We start from the raw sequence: 24483 nt of genomic DNA on the forward strand, positions 1-24483 counted from the left end.
TGCACCGCTCGGTGATCGGACGTGGGTTGTCAGGCCCTGAGGAATTACGCAACAATGGTGTTGTGAAAAACGTCGGCGAGGCTCCCCAGGAGGAACTCGCGACCGGTGAGCGGTCCACCCGCAACCGCGTCGCGCGCTCCATCCTGGACCACGGGCCCTCGACCGCCCAGGACCTCGCGAAGCGCCTCGGCCTCACCCAGGCCGCCGTCCGCCGCCACCTCGACGCGCTCGTCGCCGACGAGGTCGTCGTGCCGCGCGAACAGCGTGTGTACGGCGCGCGGACCCGCGGCCGCCCGGCCAAGGTCTTCGCCCTGACCGACTGCGGCCGGGACGCCTTCGAGCAGTCCTACGACAAGCTCGCCGTCGACGCCCTGCACTGGATCGAGCAGTCCGCGGGCGGCGGCGCGGCCGGCGAGGAAGCCGTCGCGGCGTTCGCGCGGGCCCGCATCGAGGCTCAAGCCGTGGCGTACCGGGACGCGATCGAGGCCGCGGAGCCTGCGGAGCGCACCCAAGCCCTGGCCAAGGCCTTGAGCGCCGACGGGTACGCTGCTACGGCGCGCAGCGCACCTCTTCCGCAGCGGGGCGAGCAGCTGTGCCAGCACCACTGCCCGGTCGCCCACGCCGCCGAGCGGTACCCGCAGCTGTGCGAGGCGGAGACGGAATTCTTCTCCCGCCTCCTGGGAACACATGTGCAGCGCCTGGCGACGATCGCCCACGGCGATGGCGTCTGCACCACGTTCATCCCGCACGGCGCGCCACCACAGACCACACACCAGCAAGCATCTGCAAGCACGGCCGGGAGGAACCCCGCATGACGCTCCCCACGGAGACTGCCCACCCTGAGCTTGATGGCCTGGGCACGTACGAATACGGCTGGGCCGACTCCGACGCGGCCGGCGCCGCTGCCAAGCGCGGTCTTTCCGAGGCTGTCGTCCGCGACATCTCGCAGAAGAAGAACGAGCCGGAGTGGATGCTGAAGCTGCGCCTCAAGGGCCTGCGGCTGTTCGACAAGAAGCCCATGCCGAACTGGGGCTCCGACCTCTCCGGCATCGACTTCAACAACATCAAGTACTTCGTGCGGTCGACCGAGAAGCAGGCGGCGTCCTGGGAGGACCTGCCCGCGGACATCAAGAACACGTACGACAAGCTCGGCATCCCCGAGGCGGAGAAGCAGCGCCTGGTGGCCGGTGTCGCGGCCCAGTACGAGTCCGAGGTCGTCTACCACCAGATCCGTGAGGACCTGGAGGAGCAGGGCGTCATCTTCCTCGACACCGACACCGCCCTGAAGGAGCACCCCGAGCTCTTCCAGGAGTACTTCGGCACCGTCATCCCGGTCGGCGACAACAAGTTCGCGTCGCTGAACACCGCGGTGTGGTCCGGCGGCTCGTTCATCTACGTGCCCAAGGGTGTCCACGTCGACATCCCGCTGCAGGCCTACTTCCGTATCAACACGGAGAACATGGGCCAGTTCGAGCGGACGCTGATCATCGTCGACGAGGACGCGTACGTCCACTACGTCGAGGGCTGCACCGCGCCGATCTACTCCTCGGACTCGCTGCACAGCGCCGTCGTCGAGATCATCGTCAAGAAGGGCGGCCGCTGCCGCTACACGACGATCCAGAACTGGTCGAACAACGTCTACAACCTGGTCACCAAGCGCGCCGTGGCGTACGAGGGCGCGACCATGGAGTGGATCGACGGCAACATCGGTTCCAAGGTCACCATGAAGTACCCGGCCGTCTACCTGATGGGCGAGCACGCCAAGGGCGAGACGCTCTCCATCGCCTTCGCGGGCGAGGGCCAGCACCAGGACGCCGGCTCCAAGATGGTCCACATGGCGCCGAACACCTCCTCCAACATCGTCTCCAAGTCGGTGGCGCGAGGCGGCGGCCGCACCTCCTACCGCGGTCTCGTGGAGATCGGCGAGGGCGCCCACGGCTCCAAGTCGAACGTGCTCTGCGACGCGCTGCTCGTCGACACGATCTCCCGCTCGGACACCTACCCCTACGTCGACGTCCGCGAGGACGACGTCTCCATGGGCCACGAGGCGACCGTCTCGAAGGTCTCCGAGGACCAGCTCTTCTACCTGATGAGCCGCGGTCTGACCGAGTTCGAGGCGATGGCGATGATCGTGCGCGGCTTCGTCGAGCCGATCGCCAAGGAGCTCCCCATGGAGTACGCCCTTGAGCTCAACCGGCTGATCGAGCTGCAGATGGAGGGCTCGGTCGGATAACGACCGTTCCCCGTCCGGCAGTTGAGCAGATTCTGATTCAGGAAGAGAGCACTACGACAGCCATGGCTGAGGCTCAGAACATCCCGGCCGGTTCCACCACGGCCGGCTCCATCGCGGTGGCCGCCGAGTCGACCGTCGCCACCCGCATGAGCGTCCCTCCGTCCTTCGACGTCGCGGACTTCCCGGTCCCGCACGGCCGCGAGGAGGAGTGGCGGTTCACGCCGCTGGAGCGGCTGCGCGGGCTGCACGACGGCACCGCCGTCGCCACCGGTGACGGGGTGACGGTCACCGTGGACGCGCCCGAGGGCGTCGTCGTCGAGACCGTCGGGCGCGACGACGCCCGTCTGGGCAAGGCCGGCACCCCGGTGGACCGCGTCGCGGCCCAGGCGTACTCATCCTTCGAGAAGGCCTCCGTCGTGTCCGTCCCCAAGGACATGGTGCTCACCGAGCCGATCCGGCTGGCCGTGCACGGCGAGGGCGGCGTGGCCTACGGCCACCAGGTCATCGAGCTCGGCGCCTTCGCCGAAGCCGTCGTGGTCATCGACCACACCGGCGACGCGGTGCTCGCCGCCAACGTCGACTACCTCCTCGGTGACGGCGCCAAGCTGACCGTCGTCTCCGTGCAGGACTGGGACGACAAGGCCGTCCACGTCTCCCAGCACAACGCGCTGATCGGCCGCGACGCCACCTTCAAGTCGTTCGTGGTCACCTTCGGCGGCGACCTGGTCCGGCTGCACCCGCGGGTCTCCTACGCCGGCACCGGCGGTGAGGCCGAGCTGTTCGGCCTGTACTTCACCGACAAGGGCCAGCACCAGGAGCACCGCCTCCTGGTCGACCACAACACCCCGCACTGCAAGTCCAACGCCGTGTACAAGGGCGCCCTCCAGGGCGACGACGCGCACGCCGTGTGGATCGGTGACGTCCTCATCCAGGCCAAGGCCGAGGGCACGGACACCTACGAGATGAACCGCAACCTGGTCCTCACCGACGGCGCCCGCGTCGACTCGGTGCCGAACCTGGAGATCGAGACCGGCGAGATCGCCGGTGCCGGTCACGCCTCGGCCACCGGCCGCTTCGACGACGAGCAGCTCTTCTACCTGATGTCGCGCGGCATCCCGCCGATGGAGGCGCGCCGCCTGGTCGTGCGCGGCTTCTTCGCGGAGCTCGTCCAGCAGATCGGTCTGCCGGACGTCGAGGAGCGCCTCCTGGCGAAGATCGAGACGGAGCTGGAGGCTGCCGTCTGATGGCCTTCGTCAAAGCCTGTGCGCTGAGCGAGCTGGAGAGTGACACCCCCAAGCGGGTGGAGATCGACGGCACGCCGGTGTCCCTCGTCAAGACCGAGGGTGAGGTGTTCGCGATCAACGACATTTGCTCGCATGCGAACGTGTCGCTCTCGGAGGGCGAGGTCGAGGACTGCGCCATCGAGTGCTGGCTGCACGGCTCCAGCTTCGACCTCCGCACCGGCAAGCCGTCCGGCCTCCCCGCGACGCGCCCCGTGCCCGTATACCCCGTACAGATCCAAGGGGACGATGTGCTCGTCTCCGTCACCCAGGAGTCCTGAGTTCCCCATGGCAACGCTTGAAATCCGCGACCTGCACGTCTCCGTCGACACCGAGAACGGTACGAAGGAGATCCTCAAGGGCGTCGACCTGACCGTGAAGCAGGGCGAGACCCACGCCATCATGGGCCCCAACGGCTCCGGCAAGTCGACCCTGGCGTACTCACTGGCCGGGCACCCCAAGTACAAGATCACCAGCGGCACCGTCACGCTCGACGGCGAGGACGTCCTGGAGATGTCCGTCGACGAGCGCGCCCGCGCCGGCGTCTTCCTCGCCATGCAGTACCCGGTCGAGGTCCCCGGCGTCTCGGTCTCCAACTTCCTGCGCACCTCCGCCACCGCGATCCGCGGCGAGGCGCCCAAGCTGCGCACCTGGGTGAAGGAGGTCAAGTCCGCGATGGAGCAGCTCCAGATGGACCCGGCCTTCGCCGAGCGCAACGTCAACGAGGGCTTCTCCGGCGGTGAGAAGAAGCGCCACGAGATCCTCCAGCTGGAGCTCCTCAAGCCGAAGATCGCGATCCTCGACGAGACCGACTCCGGCCTCGACGTCGACGCGCTGCGCCAGGTCTCCGAGGGCATCAACCGCGTCCGTGAGAACGGCGAGGTCGGCACCCTCCTGGTGACCCACTACACGCGCATCCTGCGCTACATCAAGCCCGACTACGTCCACGTCTTCGCGGGTGGCCGCATCGTCGAGTCCGGCGGCGCCGAGCTCGCCGACAAGCTCGAGGCCGAGGGCTACACGTCGTACACGAAGGGTGGCGCTTCCGAGTGACACAGCTGCCGGGCCTCCTCACCCAGTCCGCTCTCCTGGACGAGGCGATCCGCAAGGACTTCCCCTTGCTGGACCGTGTGGTCCACGACGGGAAGAAGATCGTCTACCTCGACAGCGCTGCGACCTCGCAGAAGCCGCGCCAGGTGCTCGACGCGCTCAACGAGTACTACGAGCAGCACAACGCCAATGTGCACCGCGGCGTGTACCTGGTAGCCGAGGAGGCCACGGCGCTGTACGAGGGTGCCCGCGACAAGGTCGCGCGGTTCATCAACGCGCCCAGCCGCAACGAGGTCATCTTCACCAAGAACGCCTCGGAATCGCTCAACCTCGTCGCCAACATGCTGGGCTGGGCCGACGAGCCCTACCGCGTGGACAGCGACACCGAGATCGTCATCACGGAGATGGAGCACCACTCCAACATCGTGCCGTGGCAGCTGCTCGCGCAGCGCACCGGCGCGAAGCTGAAGTGGTTCGGCCTGACCGACGACGGCCGGCTCGACCTGTCGGACATCGACGAGATCATCACCGAGAAGACGAAGATCGTCTCCTTCACGCTGGTCTCCAACCTGCTCGGCACCCAGAACCCGGTCGAGGCGATCGTGCGCCGCGCGCAGCAGGTCGGCGCGTTGGTCTGCATCGACGCCTCGCAGGCAGCCCCGCACATGCCGCTGGACGTACAGGCGCTCCAGGCCGACTTCGTGGCCTTCACCGGCCACAAGATGTGCGGCCCGACCGGCATCGGCGTCCTGTGGGGCCGCCAGGAGCTCCTGGAGGACCTGCCGCCGTTCCTGGGCGGCGGCGAGATGATCGAGACGGTCTCGATGCACTCCTCCACCTACGCTCCGGCGCCGCACAAGTTCGAGGCGGGTACGCCCCCGATCGCGCAGGCCGTGGGCCTGGGCGCGGCCGTGGACTACCTCTCGGCGATCGGCATGGACAAGATCGCAGCGCATGAGCACGCGATCACCGAGTACGCGGTCCAGCGCCTCCTTGAGGTGCCCGACCTGCGGATCATCGGCCCCACCACGGCCGAGGACCGCGGCGCGGCGATCTCCTTCACGCTCGGTGACATCCACCCGCACGACGTGGGCCAGGTCCTCGACGAGGAGGGCATCGCGGTCCGCGTCGGCCACCACTGCGCGCGTCCGGTCTGCCTGCGCTACGGAATTCCTGCGACCACGCGAGCGTCTTTCTATCTGTACTCCACGCCCGCCGAGGTCGACGCCCTGGTGGACGGCCTGGAGCACGTACGAAACTTCTTCGGCTAGGGGTCGAGACGTGAAGCTTGATTCGATGTACCAGGACGTCATCCTGGACCACTACAAGCACCCGCACGGCCGGGGCTTGCGGGACGGTGACGCCGAGGTGCACCACGTGAACCCGACGTGCGGCGACGAGATCACCCTGCGGGTGAAGTACGACGGCGCCCGCATCGAGGACGTCTCGTACGAGGGCCACGGCTGCTCCATCAGCCAGGCCAGCGCCTCGGTCCTCAACGACCTCCTGGTCGGCAAGGAGCTGACCGACGCGCAGCGCATCCAGGAGACCTTCCTGGAGCTGATGCAGTCCAAGGGCCAGTTGGAGCCCGACGACGCGATGGAGGAGATCCTGGAGGACGCGGTGGCGTTCGCCGGCGTCTCCAAGTACCCCGCCCGTGTGAAGTGTGCTCTGCTGAGCTGGATGGCGTGGAAGGACGCGACGGCCCAGGCTCTGGGCGACGTCGCCGAAAGGAAGACGGCATGACCGAGAACGCGGAGGCGGCCATCAAGCCGGCGACCGAAGAAGAGATCCGCGAGGCGCTGTACGACGTCGTCGACCCCGAGCTGGGCATCGACGTCGTCAACCTCGGCCTGATCTACGGCATCCACGTCGACGACTCCAATGTCGTCACGCTGGACATGACCCTGACGTCGGCGGCCTGCCCGCTGACCGATGTGATCGAGGACCAGGCGAAGTCCGCGACCGACGGCATCGCCAGCGAGCTGAAGATCAACTGGGTCTGGATGCCGCCGTGGGGCCCGGACAAGATCACCGACGACGGCCGCGAGCAGCTGCGCGCGCTGGGCTTCAACGTCTGAGTTCCGCTCGACGGCAGAGCCCGTCTGTTCCCTGAGACCCCCGGTACCGCATGGTGCCGGGGGTCTCTTGGTGCCCGGGGGCCTCTTCGCGCTTACGCGGCCGCGGCCAGGCGCCGCATCACGGTCACGGGCAGCGTCGGGTTCGCGGCCGCCGCGGGGGCGAGCTCCTCGTCGTCGAGCAGCTCCGTGAGGCGGGGGAGGGGCAGGCGGGGGTGGCGGGTGCCCGCGTCCCGTACGCACGCGTCCGTATCCCGGGTGAGCCGGTCGGCCGCCGCGGGGGCGAGCTTCGGGTCGCCGGCGGCGAGCGCGCGTACGGCAGGGTCGGGATGGTGGGCGTACCGGGCGAGCCCGGCGGTCGGGAAGCCCGGCCGTTCCGGCAGGCACGCGCGGCCCGGGCCGGTGTATTCGAGGAAGCAGCGGAGCAATAGCCGGGGTGGCGGGTCCGGAAGGTACTGGGCGAGCAGGACCCGTACGCCGAGGTCGGGGTCGTCGATGAGTGAGTCCGCCAGGTCCCGGGGGAGGTGTTCGGCCATCGCCGCGCGGCGGCGCAGCAACGGGTGGCCGGAGAGCGCCAGGGCACGGAGCTGAGCGCGGTCTTCCGGCGGCATCGGGGTCCACACCGTGCGGAACGGACCCTCCTCCGCCACCGCGTAGTCGATGGCCGCCCGCTCGTCCTCCGACAGCGCCGGATGCTGCGAGGCCGCGAGACGGACCGACGGATCGGGATCGGCGCCGAGAGTCATGACCTGATGGTGCGTCAAATCAGTTCGCAGGGCGACGGTTCGGCGCACCTCGGGGTCGGGGTCGCCGGCGAGCAGGGCCACGGTGTCGGCGGGAAGGCTGTGGTTGCCGGCGATGGTCACCCGCTCGGAAGGCCGCGCAGGGGACGTCAGAACCGCCTCGATGACGGTGCGGCTCAGGGCCCCGAACAGCAGCAGGTAGCTGCGGTGGCGCGTGACGCGGGCGGGCAGGTCCGCCTCCACACGGGCCGGATCGCGGACGCCGTCGTGGTGGTCCTTCCAGGACAGCGCCCGGTCGCGCACGGTCGGGTCGGGGTCGTTGAGGAGGGCGGCCCGTTCCTCATCGGAGAAGGCGTCCCACAGGCGCATGCCGACCCCGAAGGCGCGGACCTTCGGCTCCGGATGGGTGAGCATCGAGGCGCGGAACTCCGGGGAGAACCGGAGAGTGAAGCAATAGTCGCCGAGGCAGTCGTTCTCATACGTGGTGATCATGTGGGCCGCGGCCCAGTCGGGCAGCGGATCGCGGGGCCCGTCGAGAGGGGCGAGCGGTCCGGCGGCGAGATGGGCGCGCACCCGCCAGTCGGGATCGTCCACGAGCCGCAGCCGCTGAGCCATGTCGACGTGCGGGTTGGTCGCGACGGCGCTCCGGACGCGCCAGTCCGGGTGCCCGACCGCCGCGTCGACCAGTGCCGCGGGCAACGGCCTCTCCCGGCACAGGGTCTTGCGGAGCGCGGCAGGTCCCGCGGCGAGGAGCCGCAGCAGCACGTCCTCGGGGGCGGCCGGGTTGAGGGCGAGGCCGGCAAGCCGGCGCTCGGCGAGGCCCGCCGAGTCCTCGGCCTCGTACGGTGTCCGCGCGCGCCCGCTCATCGGGCGGGGCAGACTGCGGATATGGCCGTTTCCATGTACCACCTCGTAGTAGACGCCCACGATCTGCCTGCCCTCGCCCGGTTCTGGTGTCAAGTCCTCGACTGGAAGGTCTTGTTCGAGGACCCGGAGGAGATCGTCATCGGGGCGGACGAGACAGCGTATCCGGGGATGTGCTTCCTTCCGGTGCCCGAGCGCAAGAGCGTCAAGAACCGGCTGCACATCGACCTCAACCCCGATGACCAGGCCGCCGAGGTCGAGCGGATCATCGGGCTCGGGGCTCGACGGGTGGACGTGGGGCAGGGGGAGGAGGCCACCTTCACGGTGCTCGCGGATCCCGAGGGGAACGAGTTCTGCGTGCTGCGGCCCAAGCGGAGCCTGATCGACTGACGTTCGCCCGCCGTACGGATTGCGTACGCCTGCGCTTGGCGGAGCGAACGGAACCTACTCGACGACACCCCGCCGACGAGAGGCCAACCCCGTGCCGCACCACTCTTCGCTCCGCCGCGCCAGGACCCTCGCGGCCGCCTCCGGCGTGCTCACGCTGGCCGCCCTGGGCCTCAACGCCCCGGCACACGCCGCGAGTTACGGCACCCCGACCCTCTCGCTCTCGGCCTCCTACCTGACGGGCGCCGTGGGTGCCACCGGCGACCCCGTGGTCGACGTGACCGTCGCGCAGAGCGGGGCCGACGCCTCGGCGCTCACCGTGGCCGCGTCCGCCAGCAGCAAGAGCTCCGTGGCCGGGACCGGGGACGTCGCTGTCACCGGGAGCGGCGGCAGCCGGCAGCTGGCTGTGACCGCGCACACCCGCGGCTACACGGACCTGACCATCAAGGTCACCGGGCTCGGCGGCAAGACCGCCACCAAGACCCTGCACTACGCCGCCTCCGCCGCCGTGCAGAACGCCGCCGACACCCGCTACCTCACCGGCTCCAGCGACGCATCCGCCGCCGTGGACGTGGGCGGCGGGTACACCGTCGTCGCCGACGACGAGTCCAACACGCTTCGCCTGTACGACCGTTCGGCCTCCGGGGCGCCCGTGAAGACCTGGGACTTCAGCTCCCAGCTCGGGGTCTCCAAGGAGATCGACATCGAGGGCGCGGCCCGCGTCGGCAACACCATCTACTGGACCGGCTCGCTCGGCAACAACAAGGACGGCGCGTACAAGCCGGACCGCAACACCGTCTTCACCACGACCGTCACCGGTTCGGGCGCCTCCACCCAGCTCGCGCTCGCCGGCTCGTACAAGAAGCTGCGGGACTCCCTGGTGGCGTGGGACCACGCCAACGGGGACCGGTTCGGGTTCGCCGCGGGCACCGCCGACGGGCAGGTGCCCAAGCAGATCGACGGGTTCAACGTGGAGGGCCTGGAGTTCGCGCCGGGCTCCACGAGCACCGCGTACATCGGGTTCCGGGCGCCGCTCGTGCCGCCGGCGGGCGGCGGCAAGGCGCTGATCGTGCCGGTGACCAACTTCGACAAGGTGGTGGGCAGCGGCGCCAAGCCGGTCTTCGGCAGCGCCATCCAGCTCGACCTCGGCGGGCTCAGCATCCGCGACATCCGCAAGAACGCCGCCGACCAGTACCTGATCGTCGCCGGGTCGTGGGCCGCGGACGACAACTCCGACCCGTACGCGGTCTACTCCTGGGACGGCGTCGCCGGACACACGCCCGTCAAGCGGGCCGATCTGCCGACCAGCGACCCGGGCGGCTGGGAGGCCGTCGTCGACGTGCCCGACCTGAGCCAGGCCGGGGCCAAGGCGCAGTTCATCACGGACGACGGCTCCGCCGACCTCTACGGCGACGGCACCGAGGCCAAGGACCTCACCCACCCCGAGTGGAAGAAGTCCCGGGCGACCTGGTTCACGGTGAACGCCGGCTGACCCGCAGCTCGCCGCTACCGCGGGGGCGGCCCCGGCCCGCCCCTGCCGCAGCTCGCCGCTACCGCAGGGGCGGCCCCAGCCCGCCCCTGCGGTAGCCCGGCCCGCCGTAAGCCACCCCCGCCCAGAGGTACGCTCGCCCCCATGCCCTACGTCCTTCTCGCCTGCGCCATCGGCTCGGAGATCGTCGCCACGTCCGCGCTGAAGTACAGCGAGGGATTCACCAGGCTCTGGCCCTCGCTGATCACCGCGGCCGGCTATCTGCTCGCCTTCTACCTGCTGTCGCTGACGCTCAAGTCTCTCTCCGTGGGCACCGCGTACGCGATCTGGTCGGGCGTGGGCACGGCCGTCATCGCGGCCATCGGCATGGTCTTCATGGGGGAGGCGATGACCGCCGCCAAGATCGCAGGAATCGCCCTCATCATCGGCGGAGTGGTCCTGCTCAATCTTGGGGGCGGGGCGCACTGAACCGGGCGGGCGGGCGTTCGCCGACAAGGAGGCCCTCGGCGCGGGGTGGTGCACGCTCGGGACGGCCGGGGCGTGCCGGAGCGCGGGCGGCGCGGTTGTGCCGCGGGGGCCACGGGCCATGCCCGGCGGCCTGTCGTGCGGCAGGCCGCCACAGTCGGTTCCGCGGGGGAACGCGCTCGTCGGGGCGGGTGGGACACGGGACCGTCACATGAGACCGGTTCGCCCCGGCGGGCCGTGGCCGGTTAGGTTTTGGGTCATGACCGACACGACTGCACCTGCTTCGACCGGCGCCGCGGCCGCCGGACTCGCCACCATCGCCGCCGACGGCACCGTCCTGGACACCTGGTTCCCCGCCCCCGAGCTCGTGGCCGTGGCCGAGCCCGGCCCGGCCGGTACCGAGCGGCTCTCCGCCGAGCGCGCCGCCGAACTCCTCGGCGCGGGCGCGCTCAAGGCGATCGGCCCGGACGAGCGCCGCGGGGTCGAGGTCGTCGCCGTCCGTACGGTCATCGCCTCGCTCGACGACAAGCCGCTCGACGCGCACGACGCCTATCTGCGTCTGCACCTCCTCTCGCACCGGCTCGTGAAGCCGCACGGCCAGAACCTCGACGGGCTCTTCGGGGTGCTCGCCAACGTCGCCTGGACCTCGCTCGGCCCGGTCGCCGTCGACGACGTGGAGACGGTCCGCCTCAACGCGCGTGCCGAGGGGCTGCACCTCCAGGTGACGTCCGTCGACAAGTTCCCGCGCATGACGGACTACGTCGCGCCCAAGGGCGTACGCATCGCCGACGCCGACCGGGTGCGGCTGGGCGCGCACCTCGCCGAGGGCACCACCGTGATGCACGAGGGCTTCGTGAACTTCAACGCGGGCACGCTCGGCACGTCCATGGTCGAGGGCCGCATCTCCGCCGGCGTCGTGATCGGTGACGGCTCCGACATCGGCGGCGGCGCGTCCACGATGGGCACGCTGTCGGGTGGCGGCAACGTCCGCATCGTCATCGGCGAGCGGTGCCTCGTGGGGGCGGAGGCCGGTGTGGGCATCGCGCTCGGCGACGAGTGCGTCGTGGAGGCCGGTCTGTACGTCACCGCCGGTACGCGGGTCACCATGCCCGACGGGCAGATCGTGAAGGCGCGGGAACTGTCGGGCGCCTCCAACATCCTCTTCCGGCGGAACTCGGTGACGGGGACGGTGGAGGCGCGGCCGAACAACGCGGTGTGGGGCGGCCTGAACGAAGTCCTCCACGCCCACAACTAGCCGCCCGCGCCGGGGTTGGCCGGCCCCAGCTCCCTGGGGCTCCGCCCCGGAACCCGTGTCGCGCCTTGAAGGGTGCTCGTCCTCAGTCTCCCCCAAAGGGCCAGGGGGGACCCCATGAGGGGCTGACGTTGCCTCTGCTGGGCACCCTGCCAAGGTCAGCCCTGCCAGGGGCGCGGGGAACTGCGCGAGACGCGGGCACGGTCCGCAGGTGTGACCGACGTCCTTAGGGGCGCGGGGAACTGCGCGACCAGCCACGCACGGCCCGCGCCCTGGGGGTCCGTTCGCGGAGGAGTTGCGTGCCGGCCGGCACCGAGTAGTCAGGGGCGGGAACTGCGGGAGCGGAATGCGTCAGGATGTCAGGGCCGACCACGCCGCGCGCAACCGCACAAGCTCGTCCTCGCGCCCCACCCGCAGGGGCGCTCTCACCGCGAACCCCAGAAGGGCCTTCGCCGTCACCGCCCCCGGCCGGCCCGAAGCCATCATCAACTCCACCAGAGGGAGCAGGAGTTGGTTGAGGCGGGCCGCCTCAACCGGAGCCCCCGTGTCGTACGCGTCCAGAACCGCCCGCATTGCCCGCGGCGCCACGTTCGCCACCGTGCTCACGTAGCCCGCCCCGCCCACCGCGTACAGCGGAAGGTTCAGCTCCTCGCTCCCGGAGTAGTACGCGAGCGATGTGCGGCCCATGACCTTGGTCGAGCCGAGCAGGTCGTACGCGCAGTCCTTCACCGCCACGATGCGCTCGTGCTCCGAGAGCCGCAGCATCGTCTCGACCTCGATCCGCGTGCCCGTGCGCTCCGGGATGTCGTACAGCATCACCGGCAGCCCGGTCGCGTCGGCCACCGTACGGAAGTGTGCCTCGATGTCGTCCTGCGGGGGCCGGCTGTAGTAGGGCGTCACCACCAACAGGCCGTCCGCACCCGCCCGTTCGGCCGCGCGGGCCAGGGTGACGGTGTGGGCGGTCGACGCGCTGCCCACCCCCGCCACGACCGCCGCCCGTTCGCCCACCTCCTCGGCCACCGCGCGTACCAGCGCCGTCTTCTCCTCGTCGGTGGTCGTCGGCGACTCCCCGGTGGTGCCGTTCAGGACGAGGCCGTCACAGCCGTTGTCGACGAGGCGCGCAGCCAGTTCCCGTGCGGCCGCGAGGTCGAGTTCGTCCGACGTGGTGAACGGCGTGACCATGGCGCACAGCGCCCGGCCGAAGGGGCGAGGAGGCAGACTCGTCGATGTCGTCATACGGCAGTCTCGCCCGACGGAAAGTCAACGTCTACTTAGACTTCGTTCCGGGATTGTGTAGAAGCGCTGTAATCACCATGGCTGCGGGCGCCGGTGTGGCTCCGCCTCATGGCATGATCGGCTGCGGGCGCGGCTGAGACCGCATGTGAGGAAATTGCACCATGAGCGAAGCGCGTGTCGCACTGATCACCGGCTCCTCCTCGGGTATCGGCGCCGCCACCGCCCGCCGGCTCGCCGCGTCCGGCGTCCGCGTCGTGATCAACTCCCGTTCGCCCGAGGCGGGCGAGAAGCTCGCGGCCGAGCTGACCGGGGCCCGCTACATCCAGGCAGACGTCTCGGTGGACGGCGAGGCCGAACGGCTCGTGCGGGAGGTCATCGACGCCTTCGGGCGGCTCGACATCCTGGTCAACAGCGCGGGCACCACCCGGTTCATCCCGCACGACGACCTCGCGGCCGCGAGCCCCGAGATCTGGCGGTCCATCTTCGACGTCAATGTGCTCGGCGTCTGGCAGACCATCACCGCCGCGGCCCCGCACCTGAAGGCGAGCGGCGCGGGCGCCGTCGTCAACGTGTCCTCGCAGGCAGGCGTCCGCCCCAACGGCAGCTCCATCCCGTACGCCGTCTCCAAGGCGGCCGTGAACCACCTGACGCGCCTGCTCGCCAAGACGCTCGGCCCCGAGATCCGCGTCAACGCGGTGGCGCCCGGCTTCATCGAAACCCCATGGTACGAGGGCGTCGAAGGCTTCGCCGACACCAAGCGGCACGTGGAGAACGCCGTGCCGCTGCGGCGTACCGGCAGCGCCGAGGACGTGGCCGACGCGGTTGTCCACCTCGTCGACGCCTCGTATGTGACGGGCGAGGTCATGTTCGTGGACGGTGGCGGAAACCTGGTGTGAGGCCCGTCGCGGCTCCGGTTGGGCTCGCGGGGGCCGGGCGGGGGACACGGATGTGCCGCCCCGCCCGGCCCGTCGCCGCCCCGAGGGCCGGGCCCCGGGGCGCGCTACGGACACAAGCTTTCGGACGCCAGCGTTACGGGTGGAGACGGATGATCTGCGGGTCGTGGTCGCTGGTCTGGTTCGCGAACTCCGCGTTGATGTGCACGCTGTCGTAGTCGAAGCCACGGATCGCGGGGCTGGTCAGGACCTGGTCGAGGACCTGGGTGTTGCCCTGGTACACGTAGGAGTAGCGCTCCTTCTTCGGCAGCGTCCGGTAGGCCGAGCGCAGCGCGCCGCCGTCCTCCAGGGCCTTGGTGGTGCCCGAGAAGTCGAAGTCGTTGATGTCGCCGACGGCCAGGACGTCCGCGTGCTTGTCGACCGCGAGCAGCTGCTTGACGAAGGCGTTGACGGCCTGCGCCTGCTGGAGCCGCTTGGTCTCGGATGAGCGCGGCACCGGCTGGTGCTGCGAGACCAGGCCCTCGTCGCCGCCCTTCGACGCGAAGTGGTTGGCGATCACGAAGACCGTTTTCCCCTTGAACACGAACTCGCCGGCCAGCGGCTTGCGGCTGTCGTCCCAGGCCGCGTTGGACGGGTCGATGCGGCCGGGCGAGAGGGTCAGGGCCGGGTGGCCCTTGGTGCCGGTGACGGCGACGGCGGTCTTGTAGTCGCCGCCGGGACGGTCGGTGAAGGAGACCCGCGCCGGGTTGAACAGGAAGCCCTGACGGATGTTGCCGCCGGGCTCGCCACCGTCCTTGTTGTTCTCCGGGTCGATCGAACGCCACTGGTAGGCGGGGCCGCCCGCCGCGACGATCGCGTCCGTGAACTTCTTGACGGTCGCCGATGCGTCCACCGTGCCGTCGTTCTTCGCACCGTTGTTGTCCTGGATCTCCTCCAGGGCCACGATGTCGGGGGAGGCGAGGTGGGTCACGACACCCTGGGCGAGGGCGTCGAACTTCGACTGCGGGTCGGTCGGGTCCAGGTTCTCCACGTTGTACGTGGCGACCGCCAGCTCACCCGTGCGCTGCTTGCGGGTGACCTCGCGCTTGAGACCGTTGTCCTTGACCGTGCCGAGCGTGCGCGCGGTGATGGTGTAGCCGCCGAACTGGTTGAAGTCCAGGGGGCCTTCGGTGGTCCCGGTCAGGGTGTCGCCCACGTTCGCGGTGGGCAAGGCCTGCTGGGCGGTGGGGATCAGGCTCTGGATCTGGAGGCGCCCGGTGTTCTGGTCGTTGTACGAGGCGTACAGCGAGCCGCCGCGCGCGGTCCGGTTCTCCTGCGGCTTCACCGTCACCCACAGCTCGGAGTACGGGTCGGTGGCGCCGACCACTCGCGAGGTGCCGATGCGGACGTTCATGCCCTCAAGGGACTCGTAGTAGTCCGTGGCGTACTTCTTCGGCCGCAGGGCCAGAGCGTTGACGCTGTTGCCGGCCGCCGGGTCGCCGTTCGGCGTGTAGCGGTCGGGCACCGAGCGGGAGGTGATGACGACGGGGGCGGGCACGGCGTTGCCGGAGGAGACGACCGTGACGGTCGGCTTCGACAGTTCGGTCACCGACTGGTTGCCCGAGGACAGACCGCCGGGCACGTACTCGCTCACTGTGGCGGAGACGCTCACCGCGTCACCCACGGCGACGGTCGGGTTGGAGCCGGTGAAGACGAAGACGCCCTCGCTGGTGGCGGGGTTCTTGTCGGGCGCGGTGTCCTGGAACCAGAAACCCTTGGACGAACCATAGGCGCGCACACCGGTGACGACGCCGGTCACGCCGGTGACCTGCTGGCCGGCGAGCGGGGATATCCGGGTGGTGCCCTGGATGTCGTGGATCTTCGCCTGCACGGGTGCAGCGGGTGCTGCGGGGGCCGCCTGGGATGAGGCGGCGCAGACCAGGCCGGCGGCGAGCGCTGCGGCGACCACGGCGGACACGGCGGCGGTTCTGGGAACGGGCATTCAGGTACTCCGAGGGTGATGAGGGAAGAGGTGCGTGCGGCGGTACGGTTCTACGCGCGTCAATCTCTTGTCTGGAGAGGGGAGTTGTCAAGAGTCCCCGGTGGCTGATTACCGACGGGTAGATGAAGTCTTGGGGCGGGCGGTGCGGCGACCGCCGGCGTCGGGCGTGCTCGGCGGGGTCCGCGCCGGATGTGCACGGGCGGCGCAACGAAACCCGGTGAAATACGTCTACGCTGGGTGCCGCTCGCCCACCGCCGACCCGGCGCGACCAGAGCCCCCAGACCGTACGGCCGAGGAGTACCCCCAGATGTCCGGAGACCGCCCCACCCTGCCGCCGGTACGGCTGAACTCCGAGGCGGAGCTGGCGCGGGACGCGCTGTCCGCCCCGCTGCTCGCCCGCGCGGTGCGGCTCGCCCGCTGGGCCGGACCCGAAACCCGGGTCGGGGCCGGCGGCGAACTCGTCGAGGAGCAGCTGCCCGCGGCCGCCGCCGAACTCGGCCTGGGCGACGACCAGGACGCAGCGGCGTACGCGAGCGAGGCCTGGCGGGTCGCCGTCGAGACCGGGCTCGTCGACGTCGAGGACACCCCCGGCGGGGACGAGGACGCCGAGGGCACCGCATCGGCAGGCGACAACCTCGCGGTCCTCACCACCGGCTCCCCCCAGGACGTCCTCGCGATCTGGGCCGATGCCTTCGACGTGGTCTTCGCCGACGCGATCGCCCCGATGATCGACGACTTCGCGGACCTGGTCGGCGAGGACGGCGAGATCGACTTCGAGCGCCTCGAATGGGACCCGGAGGGCGAGGCCGAGTTCCTGGAGGGAGTGCTCGGCAATCTGTACCTGCTGACCGTCAGCGAGGGCGGCACCCCCGAAGGGCCCGTGCCGCTGCCTGCGCTCGCCGCGTCGATGATCGTCCCCGACGACATGGGTGAGCCCACCGACGACATCCTGGAGCAGGTCTCCGACGCGATGATGCGCCTCGACGACCAGTTCCGGCTCCTGGAGCCGATCGGCCTGGTCGAGTACGAGCCCGTCGACGAGGCCCTGATGGCCGAGGTGGGCGACGAGCCCGCCCCGCCCGTCGACGACGAGGACGTATCCCGCTACGGAATGGTCCGCCTGACCCCGCTCGGCCTGTACGGCGTGCGTGCCCGGATGCTCGAGGCGGGCGTGGACGCCCCGGCCGTCGGCGACCTGGCGGGCAAGGGCGCGGACGCGCTGCTCGACGGCATCGCCTACTTCCCCGAGGTGTCGGCCCGCGCCGAGACCGAGCAGTGGCTCACCCGGCGCGAACCGGCCGTAGCCGCAGGGGAGTTGCTCGCCGCGGCCCGGGGCGGCGACGCGGGTGGCCCGCTGCGCAGGCTCCACTGCCAGCAGGCCCTCGCCCTGACCGGAGCGGCCGCGGAACCCGCCGTGCGCGAGGTGCTGCCCGACCCCGAACTGGGTGGCCTCGCCCGGGTCTGGCTCGCCGAGCGCGGCGCATCCGACGTGCCGCCGCCCTCCGAGACCATGATCTTCTGGCTGGCCATCGACACCATCGCCGCCCAACTCGCGGTGGAGGGCGACCTGGAGGAGCTCCAGGAGCTCGTCGAGGGTCTGGTCGGCCAGCACAGCGGGTTCTTCGACGCGGCCTGGCGGGTGGACCACCCGGCGACCGCCGACGTCCTGGAGGCGATGGGCCGTCTCCACCCGGACAAGTCCACCGCCAAGGAAGCCCGTAAGGCGGCGTTCAAGGCCCGCTCCCGCGCCTGACCACTCGCCCGGGCTCCCGGTCAGCCGAGCCCGGTCCCCACTGCCCGGCCCTGCACGACCACCCCACTGCTCGGCCCCGCACGACCACCCCACTGCCCGGTCCCAACTGCCCGGCCCCGCACCCTCCCACCGCCCGGCGGCCCCACCCGGCCGTCGGGCGGTGGCGTACGAAAATGCTTGGCGCGCTCCCGCGCCCCACGCCTATGGTCGGTCTTTCCTGCGCGACGCGAGGTCGGAGCTGTGCCTGCTGGCCGTCGCCAACTTCGTTGCCCAGCAGGCGTTCTACGAGAGCGGCGACGGCCGCGACGACCGGTTCGCGGCACTCGTGCGCCGGCTCGCCGTCGAGGACGCCGCGTGGACCGCGGGCCTGCTCGGCTGGCTGCGCGGCGAGGGCGGCATGCGGACCGCGTCGATCGTCGGCGCCGCCGAGTACGTCAAGGCGCGCCTCGACGCGGGCGCCGAGACCGGCCCCGCCAACCGGCAGGTCGTCGCCGCGGTGCTCCAGCGTCCCGACGAGCCGGGCGAACTGCTCGGCTACTGGACCTCGACGTACGGCCGCACGGTGCCCAAGCCCGTGAAGCGCGGGATCGCCGACGCCATACGCCGTCTCTACAGCGGGAAGTCGCTGCTCAAGTACGACACCGCGTCCAAGGGTTACCGCTTCGGCGACATCCTCAACCTGGTGCACGCGGCGCCCGATCCGGACAAGCCGTGGCAGGGCGAGCTGTTCCGGTACGCGCTGGACCGCCGGCACAACCCGGCCACGGCGCAGCCGCCCGCCGGCGACCGGGTGCTCACCGCGCACCGGGCGCTGATGGCAGTGCCCGTCGAGGAGCGCCGGGCCGTGGTGCGCGCGCCCGACGGCGCCCAGCGGCTCGCCGAGGCGGGCCTGACCTGGGAGGCGCTCGCGGGTTGGCTCCAGGGGCCGATGGACAAGGAGGCCTGGGAGGCGGTCATCCCGTCGATGGGGCTGATGGCGCTCGTCCGCAACCTGCGCAACTTCGACGAGGCCGGTGTCTCGGACGAGGTCGCCGGGGAGGTGGCGGCAAAGCTCTGCGATCCCGAAGCCGTCGCACGGTCACGGCAGTGCCCGTTCCGCTACCTCGCCGCCTACCGGCACGCGCCGTCGCTGCGCTGGGCGTACCCGCTGGAGCGGGCGCTCGGCCACTCACTCGCCAACGTGCCCGCACTCGGCGGCCGCACCCTGATCCTCGTCGACCGCTCGGGCTCGATGTGGTCGCCGCTCTCGGAGCGCTCCCAGCTCAACCGGGCCGACGCGGCAGCGGTGTTCGGTACGGCCCTCGCGCTGCGGGCGGACGCGGCGGACCTCGTGCAGTTCGGTTCCGGCAGCGCGCCGGTGACGTACCGGGCGGGCGAGTCCGTCCTGAAGGTCCTCGGGCGCTTCGGCGAGCTGGGCGGCACCAACACCACCGAAGCGGTCCGCAAGCACTACCGGGGGCACGACCGGGTGCTGATCGTGACGGACGAGCAGACCGCGTACCACCGCCACGGCGCCCCGACGGAGCAGGTCCCTGCGCAGGTGCCGGTCTACACCTGGAATCTCGCGGGGTACCGGGCGGGGCACGGCCCTTCGGGCACGGCCAACCGCCACGTGTTCGCAGGTCTCACCGACGCGGCGTTCCGCATGGTGTCGCTGCTCGAAGCGGGGCGCTCGGCGAACTGGCCGTGGCTGAGCGGGGCCGATGGCCGGCGTTGAGGTCTCAGCGCTCTCTGCGGTCTCTGCGGTCTCAGTGGTCTCAGTGGTCTGCGGTCCCTTGGATCCGTGAGGGCCCCTTGAGGACCCCTGAAGGAGGACCCTGAAGTCCTCGGGCCCCCGCCCCGGTGATCCGATCCGGGGGCGGGGGGCGGCGTGTCGTCAGGCGCGCGCCAGGACGAGGCTCACGTTGTGGCCGCCGAAGCCGAAGGAATTGGCGAGCGCGGCGTTCCAGGACCCTGTGCGGTTCTCTCCCGCGACCACGTCGAGGGCGACCGCAGGGTCGAGGCGGTCCAGGTTTCGGGTGGCCGGCACCGTGCCGTCCCGCAGCGCCAGCAGTGCGGCGATCGCGCCGACCGCGCCGGACGCGCCCAGCATGTGACCGGTCATCGACTTGGTGGCCGTGACCACGGGATGCGTGCCGAGCGCCTTGGCCACCGCCTCCGCCTCGGCGAGGTCGCCCGAGGGCGTGGAGGTGGCGTGGGCGTGCACCACGCCGATGTCCGAAGGGGCCAACTCGGCGTCCCGCAGGGCCGATTCGATCGCGCGGACCTGACCGGCCACGTACGAGGCGGTGATGTGGTCCGCGCTGGACGTGACGGCCGCCCCGGCCACCGAGCCGTACACCCGTGCCCGCCGGGCCCGCGCGAACTCCGCCCGCTCCAGGACGACGACTCCCGCCCCCTCGCCCATCACGAAACCGCTGCGGTCCGCGTCGAAGGGACGGGACACGGCGGCAGGGTCCTTGTCCTCGGTCGACAACGCCTTCATCTGCGCGAACGCGGCGATCGTGAACGGGTGCAGACAGGCCTCCGTACCGCCGGCCACCACCACGTCGGCCCGCCCCGCCCGGATCAGGTCGAGGCCCATCGCGATCGCCTCGGCGCCGGAGGCACAGGCGCTGACCGGGGTGCGAGCGCCGCCCCGGGCGCCCAGCTCCATGGAGACCCAGGCGGCCGGCCCGTTGGGCATGAGCATCGGCACGGCGAACGGCGAGAGCTTGCGGGCCCCGCTCTTCTCGAACGTGTCGTCCTGGCCCAGCGTGGTCAGGACACCGCCGGTGCCGGTGCCGATCACCACGGCCAGCCGCTCCGGCGCGACCTCGGGCGCGCCCGCGTCCCGCCACGCCTCGCGCGAGCCGATCATCGCGAGTTGTTCACAACGATCAAGCTTGCGGGCCTCGACCCGGGCGAGCAGGGTGGCCGGGTCGACGGGCAGTGCGGCGGCCACCCCCACCGGAAGACCGGCCCTCCACTCCGCATCGATCGGACCGACGCCGGACGCGCCCTCCAGCATCGCTCCCCAGGTGGTGGCGGTGTCCGCGCCGAGTGGGGTGATGGCGCCGAGACCCGTGACGAGTACTTCTCCGAGATCACTCATGGTCTCGACCCTGTCAGCCGGAGCGGCTCACCGGGAGGGCGCGGACGCAGCGTTTTGTCCGGGGCGTGTTGTGGGATTCCCACAGAGACTCGGGTGGGTGTGCGGGTGGGCTACAGCGCCTCCGCCGACGGCTTGACCATGCCACGGGCCGTGCGGGACTTCACGAAGGAGCCGACCGCGGTCATCTCCCACTCACCGGAGAACTGCTTGATCAACTTGGCCATAATCACCCCGGTTTGCGGCTCCGCCCCTGTCAGGTCGAACCGCACCAGCTCCGCGCCGCTCGACGCGTCGATCAGGCGGCAGTACGCCTTGGCGACCTCGGTGAACTTCTGGCCAGTGAAGGAGTTGACGATGAAGACGAGACCGGTGGCCTCGGCGGGGATGCGGCCCAGGTCGACCACGATCACCTCGTCGTCGCCCGCGCCCTCGCCCGTCAGGTTGTCGCCGGAGTGCTTGATGGCGCCGTTCAGGATGGAGAGCTTGCCGAAGTAACAGGTGTCCAGGTGATTGCGCTGCGGGCCGTAGACGATCACCGAGGCGTCCAGGTCGATGTCCTTGCCGCGGAAGGCCGGCTCCCAGCCGAGCCCCATCTTGACCTGGGAGAGCAGCGGGCGGCCGCCCTTGACCAGGGAGACCGTCTGGTTCTTCTGGAGGCTGACGCGACCCTTGTCGAGATTGATCTTCCCGCTGCCCGCAGGAGCGGTGGCCGGAGCCGGCGCGGCGGCGGGGGCGGGAGCGGCCGGAGCCTGCGGCGCCGGGGCGGCGATGCGCGGGTCGGCCGGCGGGGCGGACGGCAGGGGAGGCGTCGCGACGGCGGGCGCGGCGGGCGTGCTGGACGTGGTGGACGTGACGGGCTCCTCCACCGTGACACCGAAGTCGGTGGCGATCCCGGCGAGGCCGTTGGAATACCCCTGGCCCACCGCGCGGGCCTTCCAGGCGCCGCCGCGCAGATAGAGCTCCATGACCACCAGGGCCGTCTCCGTGCCCAGCCGGGGCGGCGTGAAGGAGGCGATCACGCTGCCGTCGTCTCCGTTGCGCAGGGTGGCGGTGGGCTCGATGCCCTGGAAGGTCTGGCCCGCCGCGTCCGGACTCGCGGTCACCACGATCTTCTCGATGCCCGGCGGCACCGCGGACGTGTCCACGGTGATCGCGTCGGGCCCGGTGCCGCCGCCGGAGCGGTGGGTGACACCGGGGCCCTGGGGCTGGTTGTAGAAGATGAAGTCGTCGTCCGAGCGCACCTTGCCGTCGGCGGTGAGCAGCAGGCCCGAGACGTCGAGCCGCACGGGAGCGGTGACGTCCACCGTCACACGGGCGGTCGGGAGCGGGAGGTTCGAGCCGGGGGTCATTGCGGTCATGCCCCGGAAACGAGCGGCGTCGCTTTACGGTTCCTTGAACCTCACCCGGATGTCGTGCGAGCGCCCGCATGCCCCCGGCCCCCTGCGCGCCCTGCTCCAAGTGCCGTGGGACCCGTCAGTGCGGCCAGATGGGCGGGTCGGTGACGAAGTGGCCGCCCAGGCGGGCGTGCTCGGGCCGGTCCGGGTCGAGTTCGCCCTGCTCGGCGACGAGCTTCGCCGCGTACGGCTCGGAGTCGTCCCGAGGCTCGTAACCCAGCGCCCGCGCCGACGAAAGGTCCCACCACAGGCGGGTGTTGGCGGAGGAGCCGTACACCACGCTGTGCCCGACCCGCTCGGCGGTGAGCGCGGCGTGGAAGAGCCGGGCCCCGTCGTCCGGGCTCAGCCAGATCGACAGCATCCGTACGGATGCCGGCTCGGCGAAGCAGGATCCGATGCGGACCGAGACGGTCTCCAGGCCGTGCTTGTCCCAGTAGAGCTGGGCGAGGTCCTCACCGAAGGCCTTGGACAGGCCGTAGAAGGTGTCGGGCCGGTGCGCGGTGGTGACCGGGATCAGGGGGGCGGCGCCCTGCGGGCGAGGGGTGAAGCCGACGGCGTGGTTGGAGGAGGCGAACACGATCCGCCCCACGCCCTCCTCGCGGGCCGCCTCGTAGAGGTTGTACGGGCCCTCGATGTTGGCCCGCAGGATCTTGTCGAAGGGCGCCTCCAGGGAGATCCCCGCGAGGTGGAGGACGGCGTCGACGCCCCGGACGGCTTCGCGCAGGGCGGCCCTGTCCGCGAGGTCGGCGGTGATCGCGTCCGGTTCGCCGGGGATAGGCACCATGTCGAACAGCCGGAGCCGGTATCCATAGGCAGGGAGCAGCCCGCGCATCAAGGTGCCGAGCCCGCCGGCGGCGCCGGTGAGCAGGACGGTGCGGGGTGCGGGCATGAGCTCTCCTCGGGGGTGCGGGATCGAAGTGGTCACGGACCAAGCGTCGGTCTCCACCACTGGTCTCCACCGACTGGATGCGTCCGGGGCTCGATGCATCCATGGACGTGATTCACATGCGTAGACACGCTATGGACGGCGCCCGAACCGCGTCAAGTGACGTGCGGCGGCGTCCAATTCGCCCGAACCCCGGGCCTGTTCGGCTTGACCCCCGCCTGGCGACGGGCTTAGCGTGGAGGTGTTCAGAAATATAGACATCAGTCAGAACTGTGCACGACGGTCCTTGCCCAGGGAGCAGCCCGTGACCCCAGCCCCGCTCGCCGCCCGCCTCACCCACGCCAACGGACCGCTGTTCTTCCCCGTGACTGCGTACGCACCGGACGGCAGCCTCGGCCTCGACGTCTTCCGTGCGCATGTGCGGCAGGGGATCGAGGCCGGAGCGGCCGCGGTGTTCGCGTGCTGCGGCACGGGGGAGTTCCATGCGCTGACTCCGCAGGAGTTCCGGGCCTGCGTCGAGGCGGCCGTCGAGGAGAGCGCGGGCCGGGTTCCGGTGGTGGCCGGCGCCGGCTACGGCACCGCCCTCGCCGTCCAGTACGCCCGGCTCGCCGAGGAGGCCGGCGCCGACGGGCTGCTCGCGATGCCGCCCTACCTCGTCGTCGCCGACCAGGCCGGCCTGCTCGGCCACTACACCGAACTGGCCGCGTCGACGCGGCTCGACATCATCGTCTACCAGCGCGACAACGCCGTCCTCACCCCCGAGACCGCCGTCGCACTCGCCCGCGTCGACAAGATCATCGGCTTCAAGGACGGCCTGGGCGATCTCGATCTGATGCAGCGCATCGTCAGCGCCGTACGGTCGGCAGGGCTCGACCCGCTGTACTTCAACGGCCTTCCCACCGCCGAACTCACCGGCCTCGCCTACCGGGGCATCGGGATCACCCTCTACTCGTCGGCCGTCTTCTGCTTCGCCCCCGACATCGCGCTCGCCTTCCATCACGCCCTGGAATCGGGCGACGACAAGCTGGCCAACCGGCTGCTCGACGGCTTCTTCGTGCCGCTCGTGGAGCTGCGCAACCTAGGCCGCGGATACGCCGTTTCGCTGGTCAAGGCGGGGGTGCGGCTCGGCGGCCTCGACGTCGGCGAGGTCCGGCCCCCGCTGAGCGAGCCCGACCCCGATCACGTCGAGCAGCTGGCCGCACTCATCGAAAGGGGCCGGGCGCTGCTGCCCCCGGCCGGGCCGGACGGTGCGACCCCGGCCGGCCGGGGCGTCAAGTCCGCGTCGCAGCGGGGTGTCCAGGAGGGCGGCCCGCTCGAGCCCGGGACGGCCCGGCGCCCCGAGCCGGTCGGGCGCCCCGAGCCGGTCGGGCGCCCCAGGCCGGTCGGGCGCCCCAGGCCGGTCGGG

21 protein-coding genes and 1 pseudogene are annotated in these 24483 nt (G+C 70.9%); 16 read left to right on the forward strand and 6 right to left on the reverse strand.

Annotation, left to right across the window (positions count from 1 at the left end; all coding sequences use genetic code 11):
- Positions 1-62 precede the first annotated feature (62 nt).
- From AB0D31_RS01025 to AB0D31_RS01060, 8 genes are all read left to right on the forward strand, one after another.
- Positions 63-815, forward strand: a complete 753-nt coding sequence (locus tag AB0D31_RS01025) for a winged helix-turn-helix transcriptional regulator (RefSeq protein ID WP_362715147.1) — start codon at positions 63-65, stop codon at positions 813-815.
- Complete coding sequence (sufB, locus tag AB0D31_RS01030; protein WP_362715150.1) at positions 812-2233, forward strand: Fe-S cluster assembly protein SufB; 1422 nt, start codon at positions 812-814, stop codon at positions 2231-2233. Before AB0D31_RS01025 ends, sufB begins: the two co-directional genes overlap by 4 nt.
- A gap of 62 nt (positions 2234-2295) precedes the next feature.
- Positions 2296-3477: a Fe-S cluster assembly protein SufD gene (gene sufD, locus AB0D31_RS01035; protein ID WP_362715153.1), complete on the forward strand. Its 1182-nt coding sequence runs from the start codon at positions 2296-2298 to the stop codon at positions 3475-3477.
- Positions 3477-3794, forward strand: coding sequence for a bifunctional 3-phenylpropionate/cinnamic acid dioxygenase ferredoxin subunit (locus AB0D31_RS01040; RefSeq protein WP_100574415.1), 318 nt, complete (start codon positions 3477-3479; stop codon positions 3792-3794). The genes sufD and AB0D31_RS01040 overlap by 1 nt, the downstream gene beginning before the upstream one ends.
- Before the next feature lie 7 nt (positions 3795-3801).
- Positions 3802-4566, forward strand: coding sequence for a Fe-S cluster assembly ATPase SufC (sufC, locus tag AB0D31_RS01045; protein WP_362715156.1), 765 nt, complete (start codon positions 3802-3804; stop codon positions 4564-4566).
- Entirely contained in the window at positions 4563-5834 is a 1272-nt protein-coding gene (locus tag AB0D31_RS01050) for a cysteine desulfurase (protein WP_362715159.1), read from the forward strand. Before sufC ends, AB0D31_RS01050 begins: the two co-directional genes overlap by 4 nt.
- 10 nt (positions 5835-5844) lie before the next feature.
- Entirely contained in the window at positions 5845-6309 is a 465-nt protein-coding gene (gene sufU / locus AB0D31_RS01055; protein ID WP_267053849.1) for a Fe-S cluster assembly sulfur transfer protein SufU, read from the forward strand.
- The gene (locus AB0D31_RS01060) at positions 6306-6644 is read left to right on the forward strand and encodes a metal-sulfur cluster assembly factor (protein ID WP_362715162.1); all 339 of its coding nucleotides are present in this window, start codon (positions 6306-6308) and stop codon (positions 6642-6644) included. Before sufU ends, AB0D31_RS01060 begins: the two co-directional genes overlap by 4 nt.
- 92 nt (positions 6645-6736) lie before the next feature.
- Here AB0D31_RS01060 and AB0D31_RS01065 read toward each other — a convergent pair whose 3' ends face one another.
- The gene (locus AB0D31_RS01065; RefSeq protein WP_362715165.1) at positions 6737-8251 is read right to left on the reverse strand and encodes a hypothetical protein; all 1515 of its coding nucleotides are present in this window, start codon (positions 8249-8251) and stop codon (positions 6737-6739) included.
- A gap of 21 nt (positions 8252-8272) precedes the next feature.
- Here AB0D31_RS01065 and AB0D31_RS01070 point away from each other — a divergent pair, with 21 nt between their 5' ends.
- From AB0D31_RS01070 to dapD, 4 genes are all read left to right on the forward strand, one after another.
- On the forward strand, positions 8273-8638 hold the full coding sequence (locus AB0D31_RS01070; protein WP_362715168.1) for a VOC family protein: 366 nt from the start codon (positions 8273-8275) through the stop codon (positions 8636-8638).
- Between the two features lie 91 nt (positions 8639-8729).
- Complete coding sequence (locus AB0D31_RS01075; protein ID WP_362715171.1) at positions 8730-10127, forward strand: DUF3616 domain-containing protein; 1398 nt, start codon at positions 8730-8732, stop codon at positions 10125-10127.
- Between the two features lie 141 nt (positions 10128-10268).
- Entirely contained in the window at positions 10269-10592 is a 324-nt protein-coding gene (locus AB0D31_RS01080) for a multidrug efflux SMR transporter (protein ID WP_362715174.1), read from the forward strand.
- Between the two features lie 256 nt (positions 10593-10848).
- Complete coding sequence (gene dapD / locus AB0D31_RS01085) at positions 10849-11844, forward strand: 2,3,4,5-tetrahydropyridine-2,6-dicarboxylate N-succinyltransferase (RefSeq protein ID WP_362715177.1); 996 nt, start codon at positions 10849-10851, stop codon at positions 11842-11844.
- A 348-nt stretch (positions 11845-12192) separates the two neighbouring features.
- On the opposite strand, the gene dapA is transcribed toward dapD, so the two are convergent.
- Positions 12193-13077 carry a 4-hydroxy-tetrahydrodipicolinate synthase gene (gene dapA / locus AB0D31_RS01090; protein WP_362715180.1) on the reverse strand — a complete coding sequence of 295 codons (885 nt, stop codon included), beginning with the start codon at positions 13075-13077 and terminating at the stop codon, positions 12193-12195.
- Positions 13078-13238: 161 nt separating this feature from the next.
- On the opposite strand from dapA, the gene AB0D31_RS01095 reads away from it, so the two are divergent.
- On the forward strand, positions 13239-13973 hold the full coding sequence (locus AB0D31_RS01095) for an SDR family oxidoreductase (RefSeq protein WP_362715183.1): 735 nt from the start codon (positions 13239-13241) through the stop codon (positions 13971-13973).
- Between the two features lie 133 nt (positions 13974-14106).
- On the opposite strand, the gene AB0D31_RS01100 is transcribed toward AB0D31_RS01095, so the two are convergent.
- Complete coding sequence (locus AB0D31_RS01100) at positions 14107-15951, reverse strand: endonuclease/exonuclease/phosphatase family protein (protein ID WP_362715185.1); 1845 nt, start codon at positions 15949-15951, stop codon at positions 14107-14109.
- Positions 15952-16258: 307 nt separating this feature from the next.
- On the opposite strand from AB0D31_RS01100, the gene AB0D31_RS01105 reads away from it, so the two are divergent.
- Positions 16259-17704, forward strand: coding sequence for a hypothetical protein (locus AB0D31_RS01105; RefSeq protein ID WP_362715188.1), 1446 nt, complete (start codon positions 16259-16261; stop codon positions 17702-17704).
- Between the two features lie 160 nt (positions 17705-17864).
- Entirely contained in the window at positions 17865-19421 is a 1557-nt protein-coding gene (locus AB0D31_RS01110) for a TROVE domain-containing protein (protein ID WP_362715191.1), read from the forward strand.
- 159 nt (positions 19422-19580) lie between these two features.
- Here AB0D31_RS01110 and AB0D31_RS01115 read toward each other — a convergent pair whose 3' ends face one another.
- The 3 genes from AB0D31_RS01115 to AB0D31_RS01125 form a co-directional block, all read right to left on the reverse strand.
- Positions 19581-20798: a beta-ketoacyl-[acyl-carrier-protein] synthase family protein gene (locus AB0D31_RS01115; RefSeq protein WP_362715194.1), complete on the reverse strand. Its 1218-nt coding sequence runs from the start codon at positions 20796-20798 to the stop codon at positions 19581-19583.
- A 110-nt stretch (positions 20799-20908) separates the two neighbouring features.
- Positions 20909-22156 (reverse strand): TerD family protein, encoded by a 1248-nt coding sequence (locus tag AB0D31_RS01120; RefSeq protein ID WP_362715197.1) that lies wholly within the window; start codon positions 22154-22156, stop codon positions 20909-20911.
- A 115-nt stretch (positions 22157-22271) separates the two neighbouring features.
- Positions 22272-23081 (reverse strand): NAD(P)-dependent oxidoreductase, encoded by an 810-nt coding sequence (locus tag AB0D31_RS01125; protein WP_362715265.1) that lies wholly within the window; start codon positions 23079-23081, stop codon positions 22272-22274.
- Between the two features lie 301 nt (positions 23082-23382).
- Here AB0D31_RS01125 and AB0D31_RS01130 point away from each other — a divergent pair.
- Positions 23383-24306 (forward strand): annotated as a pseudogene (locus tag AB0D31_RS01130) (5-dehydro-4-deoxyglucarate dehydratase); the annotation flags it as partial.
- Positions 24307-24483 lie beyond the last annotated feature (177 nt).

This window comes from Streptomyces sp. NPDC048361, assembly GCF_040651795.1.
Taxonomy (GTDB): domain Bacteria; phylum Actinomycetota; class Actinomycetes; order Streptomycetales; family Streptomycetaceae; genus Streptomyces.

Coding starts and splice junctions, on each gene's coding strand:
- sufC (WP_362715156.1), top strand. CDS start 3,802: ATGGCAACGCTTGAAATCCGCGACCTGCACGTCTCCGTCGACACCGAG.
- AB0D31_RS01100 (WP_362715185.1), bottom strand. CDS start 15,951: ATGCCCGTTCCCAGAACCGCCGCCGTGTCCGCCGTGGTCGCCGCAGCG.
- dapA (WP_362715180.1), bottom strand. CDS start 13,077: ATGACGACATCGACGAGTCTGCCTCCTCGCCCCTTCGGCCGGGCGCTG.
- dapD (WP_362715177.1), top strand. CDS start 10,849: ATGACCGACACGACTGCACCTGCTTCGACCGGCGCCGCGGCCGCCGGA.
- AB0D31_RS01095 (WP_362715183.1), top strand. CDS start 13,239: ATGAGCGAAGCGCGTGTCGCACTGATCACCGGCTCCTCCTCGGGTATC.
- AB0D31_RS01105 (WP_362715188.1), top strand. CDS start 16,259: ATGTCCGGAGACCGCCCCACCCTGCCGCCGGTACGGCTGAACTCCGAG.
- AB0D31_RS01120 (WP_362715197.1), bottom strand. CDS start 22,156: ATGACCGCAATGACCCCCGGCTCGAACCTCCCGCTCCCGACCGCCCGT.
- sufB (WP_362715150.1), top strand. CDS start 812: ATGACGCTCCCCACGGAGACTGCCCACCCTGAGCTTGATGGCCTGGGC.
- AB0D31_RS01080 (WP_362715174.1), top strand. CDS start 10,269: ATGCCCTACGTCCTTCTCGCCTGCGCCATCGGCTCGGAGATCGTCGCC.
- AB0D31_RS01125 (WP_362715265.1), bottom strand. CDS start 23,081: ATGCCCGCACCCCGCACCGTCCTGCTCACCGGCGCCGCCGGCGGGCTC.
- sufD (WP_362715153.1), top strand. CDS start 2,296: ATGGCTGAGGCTCAGAACATCCCGGCCGGTTCCACCACGGCCGGCTCC.
- AB0D31_RS01060 (WP_362715162.1), top strand. CDS start 6,306: ATGACCGAGAACGCGGAGGCGGCCATCAAGCCGGCGACCGAAGAAGAG.
- AB0D31_RS01065 (WP_362715165.1), bottom strand. CDS start 8,251: ATGAGCGGGCGCGCGCGGACACCGTACGAGGCCGAGGACTCGGCGGGC.
- AB0D31_RS01070 (WP_362715168.1), top strand. CDS start 8,273: ATGGCCGTTTCCATGTACCACCTCGTAGTAGACGCCCACGATCTGCCT.
- AB0D31_RS01115 (WP_362715194.1), bottom strand. CDS start 20,798: ATGAGTGATCTCGGAGAAGTACTCGTCACGGGTCTCGGCGCCATCACC.
- AB0D31_RS01040 (WP_100574415.1), top strand. CDS start 3,477: ATGGCCTTCGTCAAAGCCTGTGCGCTGAGCGAGCTGGAGAGTGACACC.